The organism is Methylocystis sp. JAN1 (assembly GCF_052186135.1).
Classification (GTDB): domain Bacteria; phylum Pseudomonadota; class Alphaproteobacteria; order Rhizobiales; family Beijerinckiaceae; genus Methylocystis.
In genome coordinates, this window is the sequence record NZ_CP181499.1 from 90812 (window position 1) to 109585 (window position 18774).

Annotated in this window: 18 protein-coding genes; 15 read left to right on the forward strand and 3 right to left on the reverse strand. The window is 65.0% G+C overall.

The features are described from left to right. Positions 1-31 precede the first annotated feature (31 nt). From groL to ACNHKD_RS00470, 6 genes are all read left to right on the forward strand, one after another. Complete coding sequence (gene groL / locus ACNHKD_RS00445; protein WP_442755166.1) at positions 32-1666, forward strand: chaperonin GroEL; 1635 nt, start codon at positions 32-34, stop codon at positions 1664-1666. Positions 1667-1945: 279 nt separating this feature from the next. Next, positions 1946-2092, forward strand: a complete 147-nt coding sequence (locus ACNHKD_RS00450; protein WP_442755167.1) for an aa3-type cytochrome c oxidase subunit IV — start codon at positions 1946-1948, stop codon at positions 2090-2092. 85 nt (positions 2093-2177) lie between these two features. Further along, positions 2178-3311: a Re/Si-specific NAD(P)(+) transhydrogenase subunit alpha gene (locus ACNHKD_RS00455; protein WP_442756803.1), complete on the forward strand. Its 1134-nt coding sequence runs from the start codon at positions 2178-2180 to the stop codon at positions 3309-3311. A 34-nt stretch (positions 3312-3345) separates the two neighbouring features. Next, positions 3346-3795 carry an NAD(P) transhydrogenase subunit alpha gene (locus ACNHKD_RS00460; protein WP_442755168.1) on the forward strand — a complete coding sequence of 150 codons (450 nt, stop codon included), beginning with the start codon at positions 3346-3348 and terminating at the stop codon, positions 3793-3795. A 5-nt stretch (positions 3796-3800) separates the two neighbouring features. Next, the gene (locus ACNHKD_RS00465; protein ID WP_442755169.1) at positions 3801-5198 is read left to right on the forward strand and encodes an NAD(P)(+) transhydrogenase (Re/Si-specific) subunit beta; all 1398 of its coding nucleotides are present in this window, start codon (positions 3801-3803) and stop codon (positions 5196-5198) included. Positions 5199-5313: 115 nt separating this feature from the next. Further along, complete coding sequence (locus ACNHKD_RS00470) at positions 5314-6228, forward strand: cation diffusion facilitator family transporter (protein ID WP_442755170.1); 915 nt, start codon at positions 5314-5316, stop codon at positions 6226-6228. Between the two features lie 365 nt (positions 6229-6593). Here ACNHKD_RS00470 and ACNHKD_RS00475 read toward each other — a convergent pair whose 3' ends face one another. Beyond that, a complete protein-coding gene (locus ACNHKD_RS00475) occupies positions 6594-9236 on the reverse strand; it encodes a TonB-dependent receptor (RefSeq protein ID WP_442755171.1) in 2643 nt (880 codons plus the stop codon). A gap of 74 nt (positions 9237-9310) precedes the next feature. Beyond that, positions 9311-9700, reverse strand: coding sequence for a hypothetical protein (locus ACNHKD_RS00480; protein ID WP_442755172.1), 390 nt, complete (start codon positions 9698-9700; stop codon positions 9311-9313). 188 nt (positions 9701-9888) lie between these two features. Here ACNHKD_RS00480 and ACNHKD_RS00485 point away from each other — a divergent pair, with 188 nt between their 5' ends. From ACNHKD_RS00485 to ACNHKD_RS00525, 9 genes are all read left to right on the forward strand, one after another. Continuing rightward, positions 9889-10317, forward strand: coding sequence for a DUF2946 family protein (locus ACNHKD_RS00485; RefSeq protein ID WP_442755173.1), 429 nt, complete (start codon positions 9889-9891; stop codon positions 10315-10317). Between the two features lie 159 nt (positions 10318-10476). Then, positions 10477-11121: a MotA/TolQ/ExbB proton channel family protein gene (locus ACNHKD_RS00490; RefSeq protein WP_442755174.1), complete on the forward strand. Its 645-nt coding sequence runs from the start codon at positions 10477-10479 to the stop codon at positions 11119-11121. A 1-nt stretch (position 11122) separates the two neighbouring features. Further along, positions 11123-11605, forward strand: a complete 483-nt coding sequence (locus ACNHKD_RS00495; RefSeq protein WP_442755175.1) for an ExbD/TolR family protein — start codon at positions 11123-11125, stop codon at positions 11603-11605. Further along, the gene (locus tag ACNHKD_RS00500; protein WP_442755176.1) at positions 11602-12315 is read left to right on the forward strand and encodes an energy transducer TonB; all 714 of its coding nucleotides are present in this window, start codon (positions 11602-11604) and stop codon (positions 12313-12315) included. Before ACNHKD_RS00495 ends, ACNHKD_RS00500 begins: the two co-directional genes overlap by 4 nt. 55 nt (positions 12316-12370) lie before the next feature. Then, positions 12371-12853 carry an energy transducer TonB gene (locus tag ACNHKD_RS00505; RefSeq protein ID WP_442755177.1) on the forward strand — a complete coding sequence of 161 codons (483 nt, stop codon included), beginning with the start codon at positions 12371-12373 and terminating at the stop codon, positions 12851-12853. A gap of 33 nt (positions 12854-12886) precedes the next feature. Next, positions 12887-14191, forward strand: a complete 1305-nt coding sequence (locus tag ACNHKD_RS00510; RefSeq protein WP_442755178.1) for a sialidase family protein — start codon at positions 12887-12889, stop codon at positions 14189-14191. A 5-nt stretch (positions 14192-14196) separates the two neighbouring features. After that, complete coding sequence (locus tag ACNHKD_RS00515; protein WP_442755179.1) at positions 14197-14700, forward strand: TlpA family protein disulfide reductase; 504 nt, start codon at positions 14197-14199, stop codon at positions 14698-14700. A 344-nt stretch (positions 14701-15044) separates the two neighbouring features. Then, positions 15045-15434, forward strand: coding sequence for a hypothetical protein (locus ACNHKD_RS00520; protein WP_442755180.1), 390 nt, complete (start codon positions 15045-15047; stop codon positions 15432-15434). Next, positions 15434-16843 carry a DHA2 family efflux MFS transporter permease subunit gene (locus tag ACNHKD_RS00525; protein WP_442755181.1) on the forward strand — a complete coding sequence of 470 codons (1410 nt, stop codon included), beginning with the start codon at positions 15434-15436 and terminating at the stop codon, positions 16841-16843. Before ACNHKD_RS00520 ends, ACNHKD_RS00525 begins: the two co-directional genes overlap by 1 nt. Before the next feature lie 213 nt (positions 16844-17056). Here ACNHKD_RS00525 and ACNHKD_RS00530 read toward each other — a convergent pair whose 3' ends face one another. Next, entirely contained in the window at positions 17057-18742 is a 1686-nt protein-coding gene (locus ACNHKD_RS00530; RefSeq protein ID WP_442755182.1) for an outer membrane protein, read from the reverse strand. Positions 18743-18774: the final 32 nt, after the last annotated feature.

An 18774-nucleotide genomic window follows, 5' to 3' on the forward strand; every position in this document is an offset into this window, starting at 1 on the left:
ACGCTTCCAAACAGAAATTCAGGAGTCACCAATGGCAGCCAAAGACGTCCGTTTCTCCACCGACGCGCGCGACCGCATCCTGCGCGGCGTCGACATCCTCGCCAACGCCGTCAAGGTCACTTTGGGCCCCAAGGGCCGCAATGTCGTGATCGAGAAGAGCTTCGGCGCGCCGCGCATCAGCAAGGACGGCGTGACCGTCGCCAAGGAGATCGAGCTCGCCGACAAGTTCGAGAATCTCGGCGCCCAGCTCGTGCGCGAGGTCGCCTCCAAGCAGAATGACATCGCGGGCGACGGCACGACCACGGCGACCGTCCTCGCCGCCGCCATCGCCAAGGAAGGCGCCAAGGCCGTTGCCGCCGGCCTCAACCCCATGGATCTGAAGCGCGGCATCGACCTCGCCGTCGAGGCGATCGTCTCCGACCTCAAGACCCATTCGAAGAAGGTCACCTCCAACGACGAGATCGCCCAGGTCGGCACCATCTCGGCGAATGGCGACCGCTTCATCGGCGAAGAGATCGCCAAGGCGATGCAGAAGGTCGGCAATGAGGGCGTCATCACGGTGGAGGAGGCGAAGAGCCTCGAGACCGAGACCGACATCGTCGAGGGCATGCAGTTCGACCGCGGCTATCTCTCGCCCTATTTCATCACCAACGCCGAGAAGATGATCGCCGAGCTCGACGACGCCTACATTCTCATCCACGAGAAGAAGCTGTCGACGCTGCAGCCGCTGCTGCCGATCCTTGAGGCGGTCGTGCAGACCGGCAAGCCGCTCGTCATCGTCGCCGAGGACATCGAGGGTGAGGCGCTCGCCACGCTCGTCGTCAACAAGCTGCGCGGCGGCCTGAAGATCGCGGCCGTGAAGGCGCCCGGCTTCGGCGACCGCCGCAAGGCCATGCTCGAGGACATCGCCATCCTCACGGGCGGCCAGATGATCGCCGAAGACCTCGGCATCAAGCTCGAGAACGTCACGCTCCCCATGCTCGGCCGCGCCAAGCGCGTGCGCATCGAGAAGGAGAACACCACGATCATCGACGGCGCCGGCGAGAAATCGGACATCGAGGCCCGCATTTCGCAGATCAAGAGCCAGATCGAGGAGACGACCTCCGATTACGACCGTGAGAAGCTCCAGGAGCGTCTCGCCAAGCTCGCGGGCGGCGTCGCGGTGATCCGCGTCGGCGGCGCGACCGAAGTCGAGGTGAAGGAAAAGAAGGACCGCGTCGACGACGCCCTCAACGCGACCCGTGCGGCCGTCGAGGAAGGCGTCTCGCCCGGCGGGGGCGTCGCGCTGCTGCGCGCCATCAAGGCGCTCGACGGCGTGAAGACGGAGAATGGCGACCAGAAGACCGGCGTCGAGATCGTGCGCAAGGCCATCCAGGCCCCGGCGCGCCAGATCGTCGACAATGCCGGCGGCGACGGCGCCGTGGTGGTCGGCAAGCTGCTTGAGGCCGCCGACTATGCCTATGGCTTCGACGCCCAGAAGGGCGAGTACGGCGACCTCGTGAAGCTCGGCATCATCGACCCGACCAAGGTCGTGCGCACCGCGCTGCAGGACGCCGCCTCGATCGCCAGCCTCGTCATCACGACGGAAGCCACGATCGTCGAAGCGCCCAAGAAGGAAACCGCGCCGGCGATGCCGGGCGGCGGCATGGGCGGCATGGACTTCTAAGCCTCGCCGTTACGCAAGGAATCGAGAAAGCTCCGGGGGAAACCCCGGGGCTTTTTCATATGCGCCAAACTTTTTCTCTCGCCGATGCGAAAGCGCCGCCGGCAAGGCAGGCGGCCGCCTATGAATTTCTCCTTAACCCATAAGGCCGCGCGCGCATTGTGCGGGAGCGACGAAAGCGCGCGGCGCCGAGGCGTTGCGATACGGAGCCCGCTCGGTTAGCATCAAGCGCATGCGCGGCTGCTCTGCTCGCGCGTCAAACCAAGATCTGGGAGCATTCCGATGGCGAGCAATCGCGGGTCGGCGTCCACGGACGCGGACTGGGCCGAACACGTAAAGACCTATAACGGTTTCCTCTGGCTGCTGAAATTCTCGGCCGCGGCCTCGGCGATAACGCTGATCGCCCTCTATCTCCTCTTCGCGCGGTAACAGGAACCGAGCCCCTCACGCCAAGCCGTCAGGGGCCACCATGACGGCGACGGTTTTCGCTTTCCAGGAGCAACCGGAGTTCGTCATGCGCATTGCCGTATTGGCCGAAACGGACAAAGCCGAGCCGCGCGTCGCGGCCACGCCTGAAACCGTCAAGAAATTCATCAGTCTCGGCGCCGAGGTCACGGTTCAGTCCGGAGCCGGCGCCGGGTCTGGAATATCGGACGCTGAGTACGCCGCCGCGGGCGCGAAAATCGGACCCGGCGTCGCGACGACGCTGGCCGGCGCCGACATTGCGTTGCGCGTGCGCCGCCCCTCGGCGGCCGAGATCGCCGGCGCGAAGCAGAACCTCGCCCTCATCTGCATCATGGACCCCTTCGGGAACGAGGCGGCCCTGGCCGATCTCGCGAGGACGGGCGCCATCGCCTTCGCCATGGAGCTCATGCCGCGGATCACCCGCGCGCAATCCATGGACGTTCTCTCCTCGCAGGCCAATCTCGCGGGCTATCGCGCGGTGATCGAGGCGGCGGCGGAATATGGCCGCTCCTTCCCCATGATGATGACGGCCGCCGGCACGGTGCCCGCCGCCAAGGTCTTCATCATGGGCGTCGGCGTCGCGGGCCTGCAGGCCATCGCCACGGCGCGCCGCCTCGGCGCCATCGTCACGGCGACCGACGTGCGCCCGGCGACCAAGGAACAGGTCGAGTCGCTCGGCGCGAAGTTTTTGGCCGTCGAGAACGAGGAATTCCAGCAGGCGCAGACCGCGGGCGGCTACGCCAAGGAGATGTCGAAGGAATATCAGGCCGCGCAGGCGGAATTGACCGCCAGCCACATCGCCAAGCAGGACGTGGTGATCACGACGGCGCTGATCCCCGGCCGACCGGCGCCGAGGCTCATCTCCGCCGACATGGTGCGCTCCATGCGGACCGGCTCGGTGATCGTCGACCTCGCGGCCGAGCGCGGCGGCAATTGCGAGCTGACGAAGCCCGGCGAAACGGCGATCGAGAACGGCGTCAAGATCGTCGGCGCGCTCAACCTCGCGGGCCGCATGGCGCCGACCGCCTCAAGCCTCTACGCCAGGAACCTGCTCGCTTTCGTCGAGACGCTCGTCTCGAAGGAGACGAAGCAGCTTGCGATCAACTGGGACGACGAGCTCGTGAAGGCGACCGCGCTCACGCGCGACGGCGCCGTCGCCGACGAGCGTTTCAAAAAAGCCTGAGCCGAAAGCATCCTCCAACGAAGGGCTTCGAATCATGACCGACTCTACGCAGCAATTGCTCGAAAAGGCGCGGGCCGCGGCCGAGGCCGCCCGGCATCTCGCGGATCAGGCGCAGCAATATTCCGATCAGATCGCCCAGACGGCGGCGGCCGCCACGGCGCACGGACTCGGCGGCGGCGCCATCGACCCGACCGTCTTCCGCCTCGCCATTTTCGTTCTCGCGGTTTTCGTCGGCTATTACGTCGTGTGGTCAGTGACGCCGGCGCTGCATACGCCGCTGATGTCCGTCACCAACGCCATCTCCTCCGTCATCGTCGTCGGCGCGCTTCTGTCGGTCGGCGTCGAGGAGGCGAGCGTCACGGATACGGGCGCCGGCTGGGCCCGCTGGTTCGGCTTCATCGCGCTCGTTCTCGCCTGCGTGAACATATTCGGCGGCTTCCTCGTCACCGAGCGCATGCTTTCCATGTATAAGAAGAAGGGCTGACCGCCATGAGCGCGAATATCGCAGCCCTTCTCTACCTCGGCGCCGGCGTGCTCTTCATCCTCGCGCTGCGCGGCCTCTCCTCTCCCGCGACCTCCCGCCAGGGCAACCGCTACGGCATGATCGGCATGGCGGTCGCCGTGGCGACGACGCTGCTCCTGCATCTGCCGCCACTCGCGGGCTTCGTGCTCATCATCGTCGGCGCGGCGGCCGGCGGCGGCGTCGGCGCCTATGTGGCGCAGCGCATTCCGATGACGGCGATGCCGGAGCTCGTCGCCTTCTTCCATTCGCTCGTCGGCCTCGCCGCCGTGCTCGTCGCAGGCAGCGCCTTCTTCGCCCCCCACGCTTTCGGCATCGGCTCGCCGGGCAATATCGAAGGCGGCAGCCTTTTCGAGATGTCGCTCGGCGCGGCGATCGGCGCGATCACCTTCACCGGCTCGATCATCGCCTTTCTCAAACTCTCCGAACGCATGAGCGGCAAGCCGATCCTGCTGCCCGAGCGCCACACGATCAACATCATGCTCGGCCTCGCCCTCGCGGCGCTGATCCTGCTGTTCGTGGCGACGGAATCGGGCTTCTGGCTCTTCCTGCTGATCCTCGTGTCGCTCACGCTCGGCGTGACGCTGATCATCCCGATCGGCGGCGCCGACATGCCGGTCGTCGTCTCCATGCTCAACTCTTATTCGGGCTGGGCGGCGGCGGGCATCGGCTTCACGCTGGGCAATCTCGCGCTCATCGTCACGGGCGCGCTGGTCGGCTCGTCAGGCGCCATCCTCTCCTACATCATGTGCAAGGGGATGAACCGCAGCTTCGTGTCCGTCATTCTCGGCGGCTTCGGCGGCGAAACCGTCGTGGCCGGCGGCGCCAAGGAGACGCGCAACGTCAAGCAGGGCTCGCCCGAGGACGCGGCCTACATCATGCAGAACGCCGCCAAGATCATCATCGTGCCCGGCTACGGCATGGCGGTGGCGCAGGCGCAGCATGCGCTGCGCGAAATGGCGGATCTGCTGAAGAAGGAAGGCGTCGAGATCAGCTACGCCATCCATCCCGTCGCGGGCCGCATGCCGGGCCACATGAACGTGCTGCTCGCCGAAGCCAATGTGCCTTATGACGAGGTCTTCGAACTCGAGGACATCAACTCGGAGTTCGGCCAGGCGGACGTCGCCTTCGTCATCGGCGCCAATGACGTCACCAATCCGGCGGCGAAGACCGACAAGTCCTCGGCGATTTACGGCATGCCGATCCTCGACGTCGAAAAGGCGAAGACGGTGCTCTTTCTCAAACGCGGCATGGGCTCCGGCTACGCCGGCGTCGAGAACGAGCTTTTCTTCCGCCCCAATACGATGATGCTGTTCGGCGACGCCAAGAAGACCGTGGAAGCGATCGTGAAGTCGCTGGCGCATTGAGCGCGCAGGGCCGTCAATCGCCATGAATAAAAAGGCGCTCGGGATTTTCCCGGGCGCCAATCGGCGGGGCGCCTGAAAAAATCCCGATCGCTCGAAGCTTCACTACCTATTCCTCGTGTCTCATGATCGCCAACACGACCACGGCCATTCGCACGCGCCGACCAGTTTCGGGGCGGCCTTCGCGATTGCGACGGCCCTGAATATCGGCCTCGTGGCCGCGGAGCTGGCCTTCGGCTATCAATCCAACTCCATCGCCCTTGTTTCGGACGGCGTGCATAATCTTTCCGACGTCTTCGGGCTGCTCCTTGCCTGGGGCGGGTCGTGGCTGGCGACGCGGCGGCCAAGCGCGACGCATACCTACGGCTATCGGCGCGCGTCCATCCTGGCCGCGCTTGGAAACGCCGCGCTCCTCCTCGTCGCGACGGGCGGTCTCATCGTCGAAGCCGCGCAGCGGCTCTCCAGCGCCCCTTCCGTCGCGAGCGGCACGGTGCTGTGGGTCGCCTCCGTCGCGATCGTCATCAATATGGGAACGGCGTCGCTGTTTCTTCGCGGCCGCGCTTATGACCTGAATATCAGAGGGGCCTTTCTCCACATGGCGGGAGACGCGGCCGTGTCGCTCGGCGTCGTGGCCGCGGCGCTCCTTATCGGTTGCACGGGATGGCTGTGGCTTGATCCCGCCGTCGGCGTCGCGGTCGCCGTCCTGATTATCTGGAACGGTTGGGGACTGATGCGCGAGGCGCTCAATCTCGCGCTCGACGCCGTTCCGGCCGGCGTCGATCCGGCGGCTGTGGAGGATTACCTGTCGAGCTTACCCGGCGTGACCGACGTCCATGATCTTCACATTTGGGGAATGAGCACGACCGAAACGGCGCTGACCGCCCATCTCGTGCGCCCATCCGCCGAGCCGGACGATAAATTCCTGATAGAGATCGCGCATGAACTGGAAGCGCGCTTCGCAATAGGGCACGCAACCATCCAGATCGAGCGCGGCGACAGCGAATGCCGTCTCGCGCCCGCGCACATCGTTTAGGGCGGGCCAGCAAACGCGCCCGCCGGGAGGACGTAAAAAACGCTCGGGAGCAGATTCCAAGCTCAGGCTGCTGACAAAGTAGCGGCGGCGCCCCTCGCGCTTCGAGACGCTTGCCGCGCAAGCTCCTTTAGCATGAGGGGCTTCTTCCTTCGGCGACGGACACTTAGGCTTCATCCTGAGGAGCGAGTGCAAGTCAGGTTTTCCCGACTTGCGCAAAACCCGACTTGCACAAAACAAGAATGTTGATCTCGGGCAGGCCCGAGATCGCAGCTCGCGTCTCGAAGGATGAGGGCGCCTTGGGAAGTTTGTCAACAAACTGCGCCCGGGAGCAGATCCCGGGCGTTTTTGCGTTGGGCCTTGGCCAATCAGTCGACCGAGAAGGCGACGGGCTGGAACAAGCTTTGCGGCAGGCCGCCCTCATTGTCGACATAGAAGATGCCGCGCTCGGGATGCTTGCTCGCGCCGTAGTCATATTTGGCGGCGAAGAAGAAGGTCCGCTGGGGGAACGGATGAAACAGGAAGTATTTGTAGTTCCCGATATTGTCGATGCCGAGGTCGAACGACCAGCGCTCGTTCCACTTGTAGTTCATCTTGGTGTCGACGATGAAGAAGCGGTCGAAGGCGCCATAGACGCCATGGGCGATGTCGTTGTTCGACAGCGTCGACCACATCCTGTCCTGCCAGCGCGCCGCCACCGTGAACGACCAATGATCGTCGGGCCGGTAAGTCGCGACGCCCGTCCAGCGCCACTTCGGGACGTAAGGCACGTTTTTGCCCGCGACGCTGAGCGCCCAGTTGTCGAGATTGTTGCCGCCGGCAGGCGCCCATGTTGGATCGGAGATGATGCGCGAGTTGACGTAGGTCATGCTCCCCATCAGCTCGAGTCCCTTGATAAAGACGTCGTCCTTGCTCGCAGCCAGTTCGACGCCGCTATTGCGAATGCGCGAGACATTGACGTTGCCGGAGGTCAATTGGGTGAGCGCGCCCTGCGTTACGTAGAGGCTTTGGGAAATGATGGCGTCGCGCACCTCTTCGTCGAAGAGCGACACGCGCGCCGTTCCGTTTCCGCCAATCCTGCGCTCGAAGGTCAACTCCTTGGTGAGGGCGACCTCCGGCCGGAGATTGGGGTTTGGGTTGACCGCGGCCGCGGAGCCGGTCAGCGAGGTGATGTTGTAGAGCTCCTTCGCCGTGGGGAAGCGATTGGCCATGCCGACCGACCCCGTCACCGTCCATTTGTCGTCCGGCGTCCACTGCAGCGATCCCTTGGGCGAGAAACGCGTCGAGTAAAGATTCGGCTGGTAGATCGGCAGCATGCTCGCCAGCGAAGCGGTCGAGCCGAAGCCGTTCGCGTTGATGCCGCCAAGCAACTGGTTGTAGCCGTCCGAGGCCTGCCAGTGCTCGCCGCGAACGCCCAGAGTGAGCTTCAGATTGTCCTGGATCCGGAAGGCGTCCTGCGCCCACAGCGCCTGCGTGCGCGTGGTGCCGTTGCCGATCGAGGAGACGACGCCATAGGCCGAGGCGGTGCCCGATGGCCAATTGGTCGTCAGCCAGGTGGGATTGTTGAGATGGAACTGGTCGCCATGCAGACCGAAGCTGATGTCGTGGCCGGCGAGAATTCCATCCGGGCGGACAATGCCCTTCATGTCGAAGAGCGTCCAATAGGTTCCGGTGTAGACGTTGTTCTTACCCGTCTGCGTATAGCCGCCGAGGGGAAGCGCAAGGCTGTAGGGCGCCGCGGCGCTGAAAGGCGAAACCTGATCCGACTGCAGATAGGTGAAGTTCGACGCGGAAATTTCCCAGTCGAAAACGCCGCCGGTATTGCTCTTCACCGCCGCCGCATTGGTGAGGATCTTTTCCTGAATGCGGTAGTAGGCGGCGCCGAAACTCTGGAGCGTCGAGTTCTGCAGGCCCCAGGGATTGGTCCTGCTGTTGAAGAGAAGGCCATAAACCGGCCCATAGCCCGAAAAGAGGTAATTCTCCGGAAGCGACGTGCCGTCGTTCGACCAGAAGCCGAGCGTATAGGTCGCGCGGATGGTCTGCGAGAAGTCGTAAGCGAGCTTCAGTTTGGCGTTGACCTGATCGTTCGCGAGATTGCCCGCAGAGCCGAGAACCGTCGCGGGCACGCCAAATTTTGTCGTCGCGAAATAGGCCCCCGGATAGCCATAGAAAACGTTGGAGGGCGCGGTCACATAGGTCAGCGGCTGTTGCGAGCCGCGCTGCCAGTTGCCCGAGATCGTCCAGGAGAAATCGCCGACCTTGTCGCCGATGAAGGCGCTGGTGACGTTGTTGACGAGGCCTTTCGACGTTCCATAGAGCGAGAAATCCTGGACGGCGAGCGTGTCTTTCAACGACACTTCGAGCTTTTCGGGCATGCGCGTCGTGATCTTCAGCACGCCGCCCATGGAGTTGCCGGGATATTGCGCCGAATAGGGGCCGTAGAGGAAGTCGACGCGCTCGATTTCTTCCGGCGCGACAAGGCCCCAGCGCGGAGCGCCGATCGTGTTGTCGTTGCCGATCAACGCCGTGAGGAGAAGATCGTCGGCATAGACGAGGCTACGCGCCGATGAATTGACGCCCCAGGTGCGGGTTTGGAGCACCGCCTGCGTGTCGCCGTTGTTGCGTTTGCGCACGAAAAGGCTCGGCATGTATTTCACCGCGTCTTCCGTGTCGACGATATTGACCTGCCGCTCGATCTGCTGGCGCGTGACGCTCGCGACGGTGTTCGGCAATTGCCATCGCTCGACGAAAGCCGGGCGGCCGTCGGGGAGCGTGGGCGACCAGCGCGAAACGATCGGCGACGGCGCCGTAACGGGTCCCGTCGCGGGAACGCCGCGGGCGGCGGCGGGTTGCGCCGGGCCGCGCGACGGCGCAGCCGCATGGTCGTGGGAGGCGCTGCGGCGCTGGCCGCTGACGTCGATGGTCGGAAGCGTATGCATGGCGAGCGCCGGCAGAGCGGCGAAAATCAACGCGCCGGCGGAGACGCCGCGCAAAAGTGCGTAACGAGACATTTCGTGAACCCTTCCCTGCGCCGGCGAGGCGGCGCGTCTGAACTCTGAGGGCGCGTCGGGCCCTTCCCGGGAGATCAGACGGGGAAAGGAGGCGCTCGAGGCGGCGCGCTCTTGTTGAACGCGGACCCTGACGGGCGCACCTCGATCCAGTTCAGCGAAACGCGCCATTCGAGCGCGACCGAACGCGCGGGCAGAACCGGCGCGGCGCTGCCAATGGCGGTGAGGCCCAATTGACAGAGCGAGCAGGAGGCGTGGTCATGGGGAGCCGGGGCGCCCGTCGGAAGAGATTTGCCGCCGTCGAGCCGCGCGGCCAGATCCGACGCGAGGGCGTCGGAAAGGGCGGCCGCCTGCCGATGGCAGGGCGCGAAACCGTCGCGCCCCGCGGACGCGCCCCAGAGGGACGCGCCGATCTGCGCCAGCAAAGCGACGCAGACAATCAGCGATGCGAATAGCCCTTTGCGCATGAGCCGCCCGACGAGTTGATCCGATCCCGCGGGCGGCTCTGTCGATCCGCCTCACGGCGCCACAGCAAAATCAGGCGTTTAGCGTAATTAACCTTAGTTGCTGGACCAACGCCACTTTGTCGCCAAAGTTGACCCTTTCCAAGGTTGCTTGCGTTGTCAAAGATTAAAAAATCCATTAAGAGACTTTTATGTCACAGTTGCGGAACATCGGCCTGAAATTACGCCCGGCGATTGCAATCGTCGCGGTGTGGGCGTTGATGTTCAGCGTCGCCATGTCGAGCGCGGCGACTGTGAGCGCGACGGACGTCGTGGCGAAGAGCAACGGGGCCGTTAGCGGCGGGCTGTTCGCCTGCTTCAAGCGCCACATGACGCAGCGCGCCGACGCGGCGAGCGACAAGGCGGCGCCCGAAGGCAATCCGACTTCCGGCAAGCACCATTGTCCCTGCTGCCTGGCGGCGGCCTCCGTCGCGGCCGTCCTGCCGGCGCGCGCCGCCGCCGGGGCTGCGGCTTTCCCGGCGCCGAAGCCCGTCTTTTACGTCGTCGAAAACAGCGACGCGCCGAAGAACGTCTCATCTCGATCCGCGCATGGCGCGAGAGCTCCGCCCGCGCGAGCTTAAAATCCTTCCGATCGGCGGACCGTTATGCTGGCCCTTCGGGCGCATGCGGGTGGCCTGGCCGATCAGGGACGCCCTTTAGCGTCTGGATCACAACAAAAAGCAAGCAGACGCCGTCGCCGCGTGAGTCGCGCGCGCGTCATCGAAGATGAGTGAAGTTCCATGGATCATACGTCGCTTTCCCCGCTCGCCATGTTTTTGAACGCCGGCCCGGTCGGCAAGGTCGTGATGGCGATGCTGCTGCTCGCCTCCGTCTGGACCTGGGTTCTGATCATTGAAGCGACATCCGCCGTCATTCGCATCGGCAGGGCTGCGAAGGAGGCCCGCGCGGGCGGCCCCGTCGGCCTGCTCGAGCCCATCGTCGCCGCCGGCCGCGAGTCGTTCGCGCTCGACCTTCCCGACGAGACGATCGGCGACAAGCGCGAGCGCATCGCCGAAAATATGAGCCGCGCGGCGCGCGAGTTCCTCACCAAGGCGGAAGGCGGCCTGCCCAATCTCGCGGTCATTTCCTCCGTCGCGCCCTTCGTCGGCCTCTTCGGCACGGTCTGGGGCATCATGACGAGCTTCGCCGGCATCGCGCAGTCGCAGGACACGAGCCTCGCGGTCGTCGCGCCGGGCATCGCGGAAGCGCTCGCCGCCACGGCCTACGGCCTCGCCGCGGCCATTCCGGCTTCGGTCGGATACAATCGCATCGGCGCCGCCTTCGCCCGTCTCGGCCAGCAGGTCGCCCATTACATCGAAGACGAAGCGCTCCGCATGACGAGCCAGCCCGGCGCGCGCCGTCACTCGCAGAAGGAGGCCGCGTAACATGGCCCTCCCAACCCGCTTCAAAGGCAATAACGACCTCTATCAGCCGCTCGCGGACATCAACGTCACGCCGCTCGTCGACGTGATGCTGGTGCTGCTCATCATCTTCATGGTGACGGCGCCGCTGCTTGCAAAAGGCGTGAAGGTCAATCTGCCGCAGGCCAGCGCCGCGGCGCCGATCAACCAGAAGGATCCGATCGTCGTCACGGTCGGCAAGGACGGGAAGGTCTCGCTCGGCGCCGACGAAACCACGCCGGAGGCGCTGATCGACGGCATCCGCGCCATGATGGGCGACGACCATACGCGCGTCGTGCATGTGCGCGGCGACACCGAGGCCGTCTATGGCGAGGTCGTCGCCGTGATGGACAAGCTCGCGACGAACGGCATCACCCATATTGCGATCATGACCAATTCGCGCAGCAAGACGGGCGCGGCCGTGAAGGCGGCGGTCCCCGCCGCGCCGGCGGCGGGAGGGGCCAAATGACGGATTTCGCCCTCAGTCCCGAATATGCCAGCCGGCGCGACGAGCCCCCGCCCGGGCCGCCGCCGGTCAACCCGCCCTGGCTGCGTCCGGTCGCGATCGTCGCCATCGTCGCGGTCCATGTCGCGATCTTCGCGGCCTTCATTCTCGGTCCGAAGCCGGAGCCGCTGGCGTTGTCCGAGAACTATGTCGACCTTGAAAGCGGCGACTTCGTCGAGCAGGAGGAAGTGAGCGCGGCGGAGGACACGCCGCCGCCGGTCGCCGTGGAACAGCCGGAGCTCGCCTTGCCGCCGCCGGTCGTCATGGCGCCCGACGCCATTCCGCTGGCGATGAAGAAGGAAGACGTCGAGAAGGTCGAGAAGAAGCAGGAAGAGCGCAAGCAGGTCGAGCGCGCCGAGCAGGCCCGAGAGGCGCAGGCCCGGCGGCGCGCCGGCTCGCCGGAAGGCAATGGCCGGCAGGGCGGCGCCGCTTCGGCGAGCTGCCTCGCCCATGTTGCGGCGTCGTTGCGCTCGCATACGCCGGGGTCCACGAGCCTCGGAGCGGGAACCGCGCATGTGACCTTCCACGTCAATCCCGGCGGCGGCATCTCCGGCGTGGCGGCCTCCGGTTCGACTCCCGCGCATGCGGCGCTGGCGCGGCGCATCGTGTCGTCCTCGCGCGGACCCGGCAGTTGCGGCTCGGCTTTCGTGGCCCAGTCCTTCGCCTTCCATTGACGTCGGCCGGCGGGCCCGCTTGCGCGCCCGCCGGCCCTTTTCCGGATGCAACGTCATGACCCTTCTGCATTGCGGACGAGCCGCGCTCGTCTGCGCGTTCTTCATTTGCGGGGCCGCGCGCGCGGAAGCGCCGAAGCCGGCGGCGCCGGTTCCGGCCCCGACTTCCGGAGCCAAGCCCGCCGCGCCGACAGCTGCGGCGCAGACCCCTCTTCCCGCCGCGTCGAAGCCCGCGGCCGCGGCGGCGCCATCCCCAAGGCCAGCCGCCGCGCCGGCCGGGTCCGCCATGTCCGAGAGCAAATATCTGAGCCTGCTCTACGCCGAGATCGCCAAGCACACGCCGCAGGACAATTTGGCGGGCCCCGGCGAAGTGACGGCGAGCTTTATCATCGGCGCCTCGGGCAAGGTCGAAAAGGTGACGATCGACAAGACGTCGAGCCCGGCCCATGCCGGCATCGTCAGGAAGATCCTCGCCGAGGTCGTGACGCCGCCGCCGCCCGGCGGCTCCATGGATGTCGGCCAGACGTTCAAATTCCGCTGAATCGAATAGAAACCGATTTGGGAGGATGCTCCGATGTCGCTTTCCCGCCTGTTTCTCGCCTCGGCCGCGGCCCTCGCCCTGACGGGCGCCGCACGCGCCGAACCGCCCATGCCGGGCGACGCCAAACCCGCCGACGCCAAGCCCGCCGAGGCGAAATCCACGGCGGCCTCCGCCGCGGCCGACCATCAGCATGCGGGACCGGCCTGCGCCGAGGCGAAACCGGCCTGCGCCATGACGGTCAATCCGGCCTTCGACGCCAGGGGCAAGCTCTGGGTCGCCTTTTCGGTCGGCAAGACAGTGTATGTCGCATCCTCCGCCGACGGCGGCAAAAGCTTCGCCGCGCCCGCGACCATCGCGACGAACGCCGACGGCGTGATCGACGCGCATGGCGATGCGCGCCCCAAGATCGCCGCGCTCGCTGACGGGACGCTTCTCGCGAGTTATACGACGCGCCCCGACAAGCAGATGATCGGCACGATCTTCACCGCGCGCTCCACAGATGGCGGCAAAACCTTCTCTGCGCCGCAGCCCATGCTGACCGAAGGCGGCCAGCGTTTCGAGACCTTCGTCGTCACGCCCAGGGGCCGCATCTACGCCGGCTGGCTCGACAAGACGAACGCGCTCAAGGCGAAGGCCGAGGGCAAAGAGTTCGAAGGCAGCGGCGTCGCTTTCGGCTGGTCGGACGACAGGGGCCAGACTTTCGCCGGCAAGAAAATCCTGATGGATCACGCCTGCGAATGCTGCCGCATGGCTTCCGCCCTCGATCGCGACGGCCAGCCCGTCTTCCTGTGGCGGCAGGTCTTCGACGGCAATATCCGCGACCATTACGCCGCAAAGCTTTCCGCCGACGGGGCGACGCTCGCGGGCGGCCGCGTCTCCGACGACAACTGGGCGATCAACTCTTGCCCGCATCACGGGCCGAGCCTCGCCATCGACGCAAATGGCGTCTGGCATGTCGTCTGGTTCACCAGAGGCAAGAACAGGCAGGGACTGTTCTACGCGCAGAGCAAGGACGGCGGAAAGACGTTCTCCAGCCCGGAAAAATTCGGCGACGACGCCAGGGCGCCCGGCCATCCGGGCGCCCTCGCTGCGAAAGGCCGCCTCTATCGCGTCTGGAAGGAGTTCGACGGAACGACGACGACCATACCGATGCAGATGTCGCGCGACGGCGGCAAGAGCTGGAGCGCGCCGCGCGTGATCGGGCAGACCGAGGACGCCTCGGACCACCCCGAACTCGTCGCCAACGGGAACGCCGCTTATCTCTCATGGGTCACGCATAAGGAAGGCTATCGCCTCATTCCGCTCCCGCGTGACGAAAAGAGCGCGGCGGCGCGGTGATCGCAATGACGCGCCTTTTTGGATTCGTTGTCGCCCTCGCGCTCGCCTCGAGCGGCGCGCGGGCGCTCGATTTTCAACCCTATGGCCGCGGCGCTTTCGCGCAGATCGTGAAGGCGCATGCGGGCAAGCCGCTCATCATCCATTTTTGGTCCGTCACCTGTCCGCCCTGCATAGCGGAACTGCCGCAATGGGCGAAAATGGTCTCCGACCAGACGAGCGTCGACGTCGTCTTGGTGAACACGGACAGCGACGAGGATCGCGCGCGCGCCGAAATGCGGGCCGAGAAAGCCGGGCTCGGCAAGGCGACGCATTACGGCTTCTCCGATGATTTCGTCGAGAAACTCTACTTCGAAGCCGATATGGCGTGGCGCGGCGAATTGCCCTTCACCACGCTGGTGGCGCCTGATGGCGGCGTAACCGCGGTGACAGGCGCGATCGACGATCCGCTCGTTACGAAATGGCTGGAGAAACGCGCCGCGAAGCAGGGCTCCTCCGCGAATACACGCTAGTCCCAGTGGACTCTTGAGGGATTCCCGAATCGGCGACGCCGTTAGTTTATCCCCGATGGTTGCGCGATAATCTTGAAGGCGAGGAAACACGTTCTGTGGAGTCGTCGTTTTCGATCCACCGCCCTCCGGTCGTGACCTCGGAGACCCATCCGTGAACTTGAGGGGTATGTTGCTTATGAATATGCAGGCGTAGCCCCGGATGTGGTGCGGACGAGAAACCACGCGTCCGAGCTGTAACGCTGTGAGAACGTCACAAGGCAGCCGTCGAGTTTGTATTTGAACGCCGCCCAGACCAGAATAGCCTGCTCGCGGTTACGCCAAGCTGCGTTGAGGGCGTGGAAAGTTTGATTTTTATAGAAGCTCTTGCACGCCCGCAACGTTCCGCGCCCACGCTTGCGGAACTCGGGCCGCCGTTCGAGTCCGGGCGGCGGCGGCATTTTCGCCCGCAATTTCCGGTCGGCGGGGAACGCACCGGCGCGCATACGCGCACAACCAGGAGACGCAAGCTCGGCTATCTGGGAACAAGCGAGGAGCGGGCGCGGAGCCGCGCGGTTACCGCTCGGTTACAAATTCGCGCGAAAATCAAAGCAGTCGCCTATTTCCTCGTCCACGCGCCGCGCTGGTCGCCACCACTCCTGAACGAAGGCGACCGCGCCGTCGTCGGCCGCTTCGTCTGCCTCGCCGCACCAGCGAAATTCGCGACCGGCCGCAACGGAGCGGCGGGAGATATCTGATGGAGGAGCCGACGGTCAAACGCTTCCTGCCCTGGGTGGTCGCCACGGCGCTTTTCATGGAGCAGCTCGACGCGACCATCGTGAACACCGCTGTGCCCGCCATGGCCGAGAGCTTGCGGGTGACCCCTCTGAGCCTGAAGGCCGTCGCGGCGAGCTATGTGTTGAGCCTCGCCGTCGGCATTCCGGTCAGTGGGTGGATCGCGGATCGCTTCGGGACCAGAAGGGTCTTCGCCGCAGCCATCGCGGTCTTCACGATCGCCTCCGTGCTGTGCGGATTGTCCCAGAGCGCCGGGCAGATGGTCGTCGCCCGCATCCTTCAGGGCGCCGGCGCGGCGCTGATGATGCCTGTCGGCAGATTGACCATTGTGCGGACGTTCGAGAAGAGCGAGCTGATGACCGCGATGAATTTCGTTATCATCCCGGCCCTTGTCGGCCCGCTTCTCGGCCCGACGGTCGGCGGCCTGATCGTGCATTGGCTTTCATGGCGCGAGATCTTCTTCGTGAACGTCCCCATCGGGGTCGTCGCGCAGTGGCTGATTCATCGCTACATGCCCAATTACCGCGAGGATGCGCGTCGCCCCTTCGATTGGCTCGGCCTCGCCTTTTTTGGTTCAGGCACCGCGCTTCTCTCCTGGCTTCTGGAGATTTTCGGCGAACATCAGATCGGGCTTGCTGCCGGCGCCGTCCTTTTCGCCGTCGCGATTGGGCTGCTTCTGGCTTATTGGCTCTATGCGCTTAGAGCCCCCTACCCGTTGCTTGATCTCGCCCTGTTCAAAAAGCGGACGTTTGAAGTCTCCGTCTCCGGCGGTTTCGTCACGAGGCTGGGCGTGGGCGGCCTGCCCTTCCTGACGCCGCTATTGTTGCAGGTCGGGCTCGGACTCCCCGCGTGGGAATCCGGGCTCCTCATGATGCCGACGGCGGCCGCCGCCATGGGCATGAAGATGGCGTCACGGCCCATCCTCGCCCGCTTTGGATATCGAACCGTGCTCATCGTCAACACCGTGATGATCGGCGTCACGACCTGTCTCTACGCCCTTGTGACTGAGCAGACGCCGCTCGTCGCGGTCGTCGCGATCGGATTCGCGCTGGGCTTTTTCAACTCGCTCCAGTTCACCAGCATGAACAGCATGGCCTATGCGGATGTCGAGCCGCAGGAGGCGAGCATGGCGGCCACGATCGCCAGCTCGTTCCAGCAGATTTCGATGAGCTTCGGCCTCGCCATCGGATCGCTGGTCGCCGCCTGGTTCCTCGGCGGCGCGCCGCAGTCCGATTCCCACGCCGTCATCGGCGCGCTTCACAGCGCTTACCTGTCGCTGGGCTTCCTCACCATCGTCTCCTCCCTGTCGTTCTGGAGATTACATGCGACCGACGGCGCCAGCCTGAGCCGGGCGAGTCCGGAAATGGCTTGACGAGCGGCGCGGGCGGTGGAGACCAAGGGCTTGCTGCAGCCAACCAGAGCCGCGTCAGGCCGGGGACGTGCGCGACCTTCTTGAAGAACGCAGGGCTCGCGAGCCTCCCCGTAGAAGGGAACCCCTCGAAGTGACGGCGTGTTGATCAGCTTCAAATAGCTCGCTGCATCGGACGCCTATCGATCCAGCCGAAATCAAATCTTAGCCTACTTCCTAAAACTTCATCCCGACGCCAGTGACCGGGCCATGGATGACGGCGTTGACGCCATTCTCGCGGCCGTCGACCCATTTGGAGAAATTCATCCCCAGCGCGCGATAGCCGATAAGGCCCGTGAGTTTCACGCCATTGACTTCGAAGTCCGTGTTGTAGCCGCCGAAGAATTGCCAGCTGAACTTGCTGCCGGCGCCGAAACCGCCGATGTCGCCGCGCATCTCGAATGTGCCGCCCGGCGTGAAACTGTGGCGCATGCGCAGGCCGATGACGGGGTCGATCCACCACAGGGCGCCAGACCCCAATATGCTCTTGCCGCCTATTTGCTGGACGCCAAGCAAGGACGAGTTGGCGGCGCCGGCGAAATCGGCGGAGAGATTGAGCCCGATATTGGCGTAGCGCAGCCCTGCATAGGCGTCGATCGCCGTGAAGGAGTTGGGCGTGTTTAGAAGCTTCCAGCGCGCCAACTCATAGCCAAAGCCGGCTTCGCCGATGGCAAGCGTCATCCGCAAATGCCCGCTGACATTCGCCGCGACGGCGAGGTCGGCGACAGGCGAGCGCAGCGAGAGCGCCGAGCCAGCAAAACGTAGCCGCGCCCACGCCAAGTCGCCATAGGCCCAGAAGGGGCCGTTCGACGTCTCGACCCGGCCCATGAAGGCAAGGGGGAAAGACGAACTCTTTGTGATGGCGTCGACAAACGTCATATCGGAACCAAGCGCCTCGCCTTGCAAGGTCGAAGCGCCGTTCATATTGGTCGCCCAGAAATAAGGCGTCACCAGCCATCGCCAGCCGTCATATTCCGGCCGCTCGACGCTGGCGAACTGCGGCGTGGCCAAAAGCGGCGTCGCGGGCGATCCGCTCGTTTCCGGAAGGGACGCGTCGAAGCGATAGTTAAGGCCCGCGCGCAGAACATGGCCATTGTAGCGCGCATGGACGCTCGTTGCGTCGACGACCGACGCGATTCCGAGAAGGCCAAACTGCGCCAAAGAGGGATTGGCGAGCCAAAGTTCGCCGAGGTCGTAATATAGATATTCGGCCTTCGCGGAAAGGTTGCGGCTTATCGCCGCCTCCGCTCCCGCGCCGATCGTCCAGCCGGTCAGGATGTCGTAATGATCGCCGCGCACCGTGTCGGAGATGAGGAGCGACGGTCGCAAGCTCTGGGCGACGGCGCCGGTGAGATTGGCGCCGCCATAAGCGAAGCCGCCGGTGACGTAGGCCATGACGGCCGGCGTGATCGTATAGCCGAGGCGGCCGCGCACCGTGCCCAGATATTCGAGCGCGCGATTGACCTCGAAGCTCGTCGCCGCAAATCCGATGGTTGCGGGATAGATGCTGAGCTGACCATTCCCGCCGCGCACGCCAGCGCCTTGAATGTCGGCCTCCATGCCGGCGACCAGCCGATCCGACAATTGCCAATTGTAGCCTAGTTGACCGCCAAACAGGAAACCATCGAGGCGCGCGCGAACTGTTCCCGTGGCGCCCGCCGCCGAAACCGGACCGAACCCCGCAAAAGTATTGTCGAGGATATTAGCCGTCGCCATATTGACAGGATCGCCGCCAGTCCAGGCGTAGCCGGCGCTCAGGCCGACATAAAGCCCGGTCCAGGTGAAGACGAGAGGCGGCGGGGCAGGCGCTTTTTGGGATGGAAGGTCGGCGGCGCCCGCCGGCGAAACTGCGGCAAGCGCCATTATCGTCGCCAAAAATATATGCGTCTTCATTG